Origin of the sequence: Streptomyces sp. NRRL F-2664 (assembly GCF_000719345.1) — a bacterium.
Lineage (GTDB): Bacteria > Actinomycetota > Actinomycetes > Streptomycetales > Streptomycetaceae > Streptomyces.
The window spans coordinates 1-7789 of the sequence record NZ_JOFX01000119.1 but is presented as its reverse complement, the minus strand read 5'-3'; the positions used below and the strand labels follow the sequence as shown (position 1 = coordinate 7789).

5 protein-coding genes are annotated in these 7789 nt (G+C 70.3%); 2 read left to right on the top strand and 3 right to left on the bottom strand.

The features are described 5' to 3' along the window. From IF89_RS0134360 to IF89_RS0134350, 3 genes are all read right to left on the bottom strand, one after another. The coding region (locus IF89_RS0134360) for a putative Ig domain-containing protein (protein WP_030776619.1) at positions 1-259 on the bottom strand (259 nt) is incomplete at its 3' end. Positions 260-2739: 2480 nt separating this feature from the next. After that, positions 2740-3324, bottom strand: a complete 585-nt coding sequence (locus tag IF89_RS39055; RefSeq protein WP_234328005.1) for a TnsA-like heteromeric transposase endonuclease subunit — start codon at positions 3322-3324, stop codon at positions 2740-2742. A 77-nt stretch (positions 3325-3401) separates the two neighbouring features. Beyond that, positions 3402-6068 carry a DEAD/DEAH box helicase gene (locus IF89_RS0134350; RefSeq protein ID WP_030776615.1) on the bottom strand — a complete coding sequence of 889 codons (2667 nt, stop codon included), beginning with the start codon at positions 6066-6068 and terminating at the stop codon, positions 3402-3404. Positions 6069-6867: 799 nt separating this feature from the next. Here IF89_RS0134350 and IF89_RS0134345 point away from each other — a divergent pair. After that, entirely contained in the window at positions 6868-7161 is a 294-nt protein-coding gene (locus IF89_RS0134345) for a hypothetical protein (RefSeq protein WP_030776611.1), read from the top strand. Between the two features lie 113 nt (positions 7162-7274). Then, a complete protein-coding gene (locus IF89_RS47280) occupies positions 7275-7442 on the top strand; it encodes a hypothetical protein (RefSeq protein WP_199820617.1) in 168 nt (55 codons plus the stop codon). The last annotated feature ends 347 nt before the right edge of the window (positions 7443-7789 follow it).

Genomic DNA, 7789 nt, shown 5'->3' with positions numbered 1-7789 from the left:
CGGTGGGGACTTGGGGGTTGGGGTCGGTCGCGGTGACGGTGAAGGTGTAGGTGCCCGGCTGGGTGGGGGTTCCGCTCAGGGTGCCGTCTGCGGCCAGGGCCAGTCCGGGCGGCAGGGTGCCGCCGGTGACCGTGAAGGCGGCTTCCCCGGTCCCGCCGGCTGTTTCAACCGTGGTCGAGTACGGCTGGCCGACGGTGGCGTTGGGCAGCGGGCTCGCGGTGGTGATCTCCAGGTCCTGGACGGTGTAGGAGATCGTCACCTGGCCGTTCTGATTAGCGGTGCCGATGGTCGACGTGCTGTAGGTGGTCCCGGTACCACTTGGGATGGCGAAACTGCTGCCCCCACCACCGCCACCTCCATCACTCTGGCCAGCACCCCCGCCGCCACCGCCGGCGAAGTAGCCACCGCCGCCGCCTCCGCCGGCACCGGTTGCAGAATCGATCTCGACGCATGTGCCGGACATGCCGCCCCCGGCACCGCCGGTGCCCACCGCGGTACCGGCGAAACTACCGCCCATTTCACCCGTCTCGCCTGTGCAGAACCCCGTGTTCTCACCGCCGGCACCGCCGCTGCCCGGGACACTCGCGGTGGTGCTGCCGCCGCCTCCGCCCTTCCCGTGGAACGGCCCGGGGCCTCCGGGAGCACCATCGGTGGCGTCGGGGGTACCTCCGTTACCTCCGTTGCCCCTTCCAAATGCATTGCTTCCGCCGCGGGCAGCGCCTCCTCCGCCCGCGACGACGAGCAGGTTGCCGCCCGTGCTCACGCTGGACGCCCCGCCTCCGCCCGGCCCTCCCCCTGTCTGCTGCACGGCGTTGCCTCCCGCCCCGCCCCCGTTGAATCCGCCAGCTCCGCCAGCACCACTGCTTGAACAGCCTTTACTACCCGTACCGCCCACATTGATGGTGAAGCTAGTGGCAGTGCTGGTAGCCGGCAGTGTGGTGACGACGTGCGCTGCGGTCCCACCGATCCCGCGGAAAGTGGTGCACCCGCCGGGAAACCCATTGTCGGCGCCGCCGGCACCGTCAGCAGTGATCGTTACCACCGCGCCTGCCGGGACGGTATATGTCTGGGGGGCACCAGAGAAGGTGAATGTCTGGGTGATGGTGGCGGCTGCGGCGAGGGCGGCCGGGACCGCGATGCCGGCCGCGGCGAGGAGGAGTGCGGGGGCCAGCAGCCGTGCCGCGGTCCGCCGGCCCCGGATGGCGGGACGGGCCCGTACGGGCTTGCGGCCACCCGGCGTTCCGCTGGCGGGCGCTGCGGTGCACGGTCCGGTCGAGGAGTGCGAGTACGCCGAGAAGAGTGTGATCACCGTCACAGAATGGTTGTGCCATTGCCTGTTCTGCGTGACCGCACGGACGGTCGGGCGGGAGATCACCTGGTCGGTGCAGTCCGGCGCGGCAGCGCGACAGCGCCAGGCCGCCAAGCTTGCAGCGGTCCCGGCATTTCGTCCTCGCCCATGTGACGGAACGCTGATCTTCAGGGGGCTTGGGCGAAGCCGCCGCCCGGGCATACGCTGGGGCCCCGGTACCGGGAGGATGAGGATGCCGCCGACCCCGCCGTCGTGTGCTGGGACGATGAGGGCGAGCTGCTCGACGAGACGCTCGAGCCGAGTTGTCAATACGCCGGCTGGGCCGTCCGCGAGGAGCCGGTCCTCCGAGCCGGGGCCTCCCTACCGTCGGGTGGTGGCAACGCGGTTGAGTATGTAGCCGGCGAGCGCCGACGCCCCCGCGGCCGCCCTGGCTGGCGACCGCCCGGTGAGCGGCGCGGCTGGAACTGCCGGCTGCGACGCATGCCACCGCCGCTGCGCTGCCGATCCGGCAAGGCCCTGCCCGTCGGCCGCCGGGTGCACTAACCGGTTGGATGTCGACGCCGGCGGGAGGGCTACCGCCCCGGTGCTGTACTCCTCCTCCAGCAACCACCCCACCTGGCGGCGCAGCCACGCTCGTCGACTGCTCCCGCTGCCCCTGCAGCACCTTCCTGACGGCCGCGACCACCCGCTCATCGGTCCGCCCCACCGCCGACCGCTCCCGCACCGCCCGGCCGTCCGCCAGTCCCCACAAGCCCTCGCTGCGGTGGCGCGCCCGTATCCGTCGCACCGTGGCCGCACTCGCAGCCCAGCCCGGCGCCCTCAACTCCTCCGCCTTCGCCCGCTCCCGCTGCGCCACGCTCCGCGTGGCCGGATTGAACTGCTCACGCGGGGGGCCTTGACCATCCGTGTCAGGAAAGCCGGTCTCCGCCTCCCGCATATGCCGCTGCCACGCCAGAGCCCGCTCGCGCACCTGTTCCGGCAGGCCTCCAGCATCCCGAGCGGCGGTACCTTCCCCCGGCGCCGGCCCGTGCCTTCCACGCCGAAGGATGGATCGGCGAACAGGTAGGGCAGCAGCACCACCGCTGAAGTGCCCTTGTCGGTCGGCAGCGTGGCCCGGGGACCTTCCAGCACGGCGACCCTCCATACCCGTCCGTCGTAGCGAAGGCGCGCCCCGACTTCGACAACCGCCTGCCTCATGCCGCTCCTGCCTCCTGCCGTGCGACCGAGACAACGGCACGCTCGTGCAGTGGTTCGTCCAGCCGTACCTGCAGCACACCCCTCCACAGCGCGGGTAAGACTGCGGGCCATGCGGCGATCGGGTCACCCAGGTCCCGCACAGCCTCCACCGCCGGCCGCGGACTGCTGAGCGCTCTCATCAGAGCTGGCGTCCACGGCTCTGCGGCGTACCGGGGATGCCGGTAACCGGCCAGCTACCGCACATTGGCCACCAGCACCGGATCCGGCGGCCCCGCGAGCCGGTAGGACCAGCCCACCGTCTTGGCGGCAGCTGCCACAGCCCGTGCCCGCGCCGCCAGCCGGGCAGAGGGTCCGCTGCGCCCCGCGCAGTCGAGCAACAGGCCGCTGCCGTCCTGAAGCCTGGCCGTCAGCTGCGGCGCATGACCGACGACCCTGTTTTCCTCACGCCACACCAGCTCCACCGGCCGGCAGGCCAGCGCCACCACCGCCGGGTCCCGGTCCAGCAGCATCAGCTCGGTCCGTATGACACCGGACCCGTACGCCACCAGCCGCCCGGTCGTCGACGACCACCACCAGCCCGGAGCCACACGCCGCCCGGGCCGGACGGGGAAAGGCCGTACCGCAGAAGAGTCCTCAAAGGGGACGTCCTGCGCCGCCTCAAGCCAAACCTGATGTGCTTTTCCCAGAAGATCGCGAGGGGTCCAGCGGCCGGCCCATCGACGTCGCCCTGTCCATGAACAGCGCGACCGCGTCCGACCCGCCGTCGCCGGCCGGCGACAGGGACAGGGACAGTGCCCGAACGGATGGGAACTTTTCACCGCAGTTGGTTACGATGCGGGCTGTGCAGGCATGGCTGTACGAGGTAGGTACGCACTTCGTACGCGTTTGGTACGCCTCATGCCCACTCCGTGCCGAGCTGTCGTAGCGCGTCGAGCTGGTCGGCGTCCAGCCGTTCCCTCCTGGATTTCGTGTTGGAGACCCATACGCCGAGCTTGACGGTCACCGGCTCCGTCTCGCCGTTGACCGTGATCTCCTCCCCGTGGCTCCTCGGGATCGGCCGGTGGGCGCCTTCCCGTTCGACCCACTGCGCGAGGGCCGTCAAGCCCCGCTGGAACGCCTGCTGCGCCTTACTCGGGCCTTTCGTCGCGCGAGCGGCTGCCGGGGTGGGAGGCGGGGCCTGGTGGGGGTGTACGCCCAGTGCGGTCAGCCGCTTCTGCTGCTCGGGCAGCAGAAGCGCCCAGGTGGCCGGCTGTTTCTGCCGCTGGAGCCACCGTCCGATGTCGTCGCCGTCCATCAGCACGCCGGGGGCGATGTCGGGCAGGACGCCGTCGGCGTCGACCAGGTCCGCGAGGACGCGGTAGTGCCGCTGCCAGTTGAGTGGCCAGGGGCAGTTCCAGTCGGGGTCGATCGCGGCCAGCTGCGCCGCGCGCTCCGCCGCGCGCTTCGGGTCTTTCCCGAGGCCGCCTTTGCGGCGGAGGTTGGCCATGTGCTGCCCGATGGGCACCATCGCCTCGCCCTCGCCCCGCACGGCGTCCTGCCGCGGTGCGAGGTGGCCGGTGGCCCGCCGGCAGGACCGGAGCGCGGCGAGCTTGTTCTCCCATTCCTCCTCGCCCGGCTCCCAGACCATCCCGGCCTCCGGCAAGTCGAGCAGGGTCTTGCGCCGTTCCTCCAGCTCCCCGGCCCGGAGCGCCTTCCGCTGCTGGTGCACCCATCGCCCGAGCGGAAACGCCTTTGTCGCCCCGACTTCGACCTCGACGTCATACGGGACGGCGTAGAGGCCGGTGATCTCGTTTTCCTTCCGCCAGCGGAGCAGGGCCTGGTAGCCCTCCAGCCACACCAGGGATTCGGGCCGGTAGACCCTGGTGCGCAGGAACGCCGCGATCGTGGCGGCGTCGCGCGGGCTGGAGAAGTGCAGCAGGGCCGCTTCGGCGGCGGCCTGCGTGTCGTCGTGTTCCTGGTCCTTGTCGTCGCCCGCGCCGCCGGCTCCGACGATCTGGCCGTCCTCGTCACGCCGGATGCGGACCTTGCGCTTGCCGCTGGTGAGGGCGCGGGAGGCGAGCTGTTCGACCAGGCGCTCATCGTGCGAGCGCAGGCCCTGGAGCACAGCGACCAGCCCGGCATACGAGGAGGAGGCGACCATGTCGGTGGGGTCCTCGCCGGGCTGCAGGAAGACCGGCACGATGATCCTGGCGACCTTGGTGCTGCCGTCGCGGTTGAGGCGGAGCGCCCGGCCGATGTTCTGGACGATCTCCACCTGGGAGCCGCGGGTGTCGGCGAAGCAGACGGCCTCGACTCCCCGCTCGCCGGTGATGTCGACGCCTTCCCCGAGGACGCGAACGCTGGCGAGGAAGGCGCGGTGGACCCGGTGCCCGGCGGCGTTGATGCCGTTGGCGAACTGGCGGATCTTCTCGCGCCGTTCGGCAACGGTATGGTCGCCGCACAGCCACGCCGACCACACCCGGTCCGGCGGGACGTGGCGGCCGGCCTCGAGCTCGTAGAACTCCGCGTCGATCGAGGACGCGGGGAGCTTGTCGGCGGCGGCGAGGTCGGCGTCGGAGGCGTCGTTCACGTACAGCTCGGCAGCGGTCTGAGGCAGCTTCTCCGCGAACGCGGCGGCCTCTTCCACCTTCTGGTGGAACGTCATGACGGTGCGGAGGTTCCAGGCGGCGGCGTGCTCCAGGAGCGCGGTCTGCAGCAGTGCCAGGCGCCGGCTGCGCCGCGCTTCCTCCGACTCCCCGAGGACGGGGGAGGGGTCGCGGATCTCCAGGACGTCGATCTCGAATCCCGCAAGGATTCCGCGCTCGATCGCCTCGCTCAGACCGAGCTCCGCGATCCACGCGCCGTACGTGCCTTCTGGGTCGTCGGCCATGGTCGCGAGCTCCACCTCCTGGCGGTCTGCGCCCCTGCGAGGCTGCGGAGCGGCGAGGATGCGCGGGGTTGCGGTCAGGTAGAGCCGGAAGTCGGCGGGGATCCGCTGGTTGTCGTGGATCGCCGCCCACGGACGACCCAGATCACCGGCGGTTCCGTGGGCCTCATCCACGATGGCGAGGTCGAAGCCGTCCATGCGCTGCCCGTAGAGGTGCTCTCCGCCCGCCAGGGCGGCCTCGAGCGGCCCGCGCACCGTCCGTCGGCCCGTCGGGTCTTCCGGGTCCTGGCGGTCCACCAGGGAGGCGTACGTGGCGAATACGACCACCGGCCCGGACCCGGCCCACAGGGCGAGCTGGATGGGGTTGGTGGTGGTGCGCACCCCCAGCGAGTCCAGGACGGGGTCGTTATCGAGCGAGCACACCGCCACCATCGGGGCCCGGTGTCCCACCAGGCGCCACGCCTCGGCCGTCTGCACCAGCAGGTCCAGGGTCGGCACCATCACGAGGATCCGACCGTTTCCGAAGTGCTCGAGCGCGCAGGAGGCCGCGGTGATTGTCTTACCCGATCCCGTCGCGGACACGATCGTGCCCCGTACCCCCTCCGGGGGGACAGGTGATCTTGCAGGAAATCCAGCCCACCTACGGAAACTCACCTTCTGGATGATCTGGTGTTCCCTGAGCTGGACTCCGAACATTTCCTGTCTTCCCCTTATCTATAAGGTAGCCGGTTCTTGTCCCGCGGGGGGCGGCCTACTGGAGGGGCCGGCCGAAAACTCAGATGCGTCGATCGCGTCGCGGGCCTGCCCTCCTGTCCTTGCCTGCAGCTCGCAGGAGCCCGAGGGGCCTCATGGCGGCTTTGCGGCGGCAGACCACGGTCTCCTCCACAGGACAGCCCCCTGGCTAGGGGCACTTCATGCCGGACCGTATGCTCACCGGCATGATTCACCCCGTCTCAGGGCCTCCTACGTGGAGGCACCCGGTCTCCGCCCTAGTACTCGCCTCGCTGATCGCGTTCTACTGGTATGCCACGCGGCCGGTATATGCAGACTGCGTGTATTTCGGAAATTATTCCATCGAGGAAGCTGTCGAATCCGGGCAGTGTGACCCTCCTCGGATGCGATGGAGGACGTGGACCGAATGACCAGATGCCCCACAGGGGGTCCCATGTTTCCCCCAACATTACATGCTGCATCAGTGTGATGCAGATCAGGCCGAGAATCCGCGCCGCAACGCTCGCCCCCCACCACCATCTCGGCCCAGCGAGCGGCAGCGGCCCTGGGGAACTGAAGACGCGGTCGGAGAGTCAGCGACAGAACCCTCTGACGCGGCCGGAGCCCGCGTCAGGCCCTTAAGGGGTAGGGGAAACACTCGCGTGGCCCCGGGCGCAGCTGGAGGACCCGCACCCGCGAGAGAGCGTGGACGCCCGGACGGCAGGCGGGGCAAGCGGACCAAGCCCTCCCGGTGAACTGCGCGGGTGGGGGTATACGGCCCCGCATGGCACCGAAAACCGAACGCATCCAGTTCCTGCGGGCAGTGAGGCAGCTGCACCGCGTCCGCTCCCTCTACACGGTGGGCGTCCTGCTGTGGACGGTCTCCGCGGCCTGGACCGGCTGGCAGGCACCCGGGAGCCGGCAGATGTGGGTGTCCATTCTTCTCCTGGCCGTCTTCACCGGTCTTTTCACCGCCGCCGCCCTGTCCCTGCGGCGTCTCCCAGTCCCCCCGACAGGCCGGCCCGCGCATCACGCCGCCTCGCACAAGGCGGTAAGTACCCGCCATGCCCACGCGTGAGGAACCGCCAGCCTGCCCGCACGAGCAGGCCAGACCATTTCGGAGACACCACCCACGCCTGCGAGGGCGGTGGCAGGGCATACGGACTTCACTTCCTATGAGAGAGGCTCGTCATGCTCGGCATAGTCGCGGCAGTACTGTTCTTCATCGCGTTCCTCATCAACGCGACCGAGATCAGCACCAATCACACGTTCTCATCAGTCAACGTCATGCTCCTGGGGCTGACCGCACTGGCCCTGCACGTTGCAGGAATCGGCAACACCTGGTCCCGCAGACGCTGACCCGAGGTCAAGCCCCAGAACCTGCAGAGGCCGCGAGGCCCCTCCCTATAGCCAGCCGGGCCCGCGTCAGCGGGCCCGAACGGCCCTGAAGGCGCAGCCGAAGGGCCGTTCGGGCGGGGGAGCGCAGCGGACCCGCCACAGCCGGCCTGGAGCGAAGCGGAAGGCCGACTGTGGGGCGCAGCCCCAACCAGCTCCGAGAGCGCAGCGAACGGAGCATCAACCCGCGCGCGCAGCGCGCGGGTTGAGAGGGACGCGCAGCGTCCCACCAGCGCTCCCGCGGAGCGGGAGCGCAACACCCGCGCGCAGCGCGGGTGTTCGCTTGCCCATCGCGCAGCGATGGGGTACCC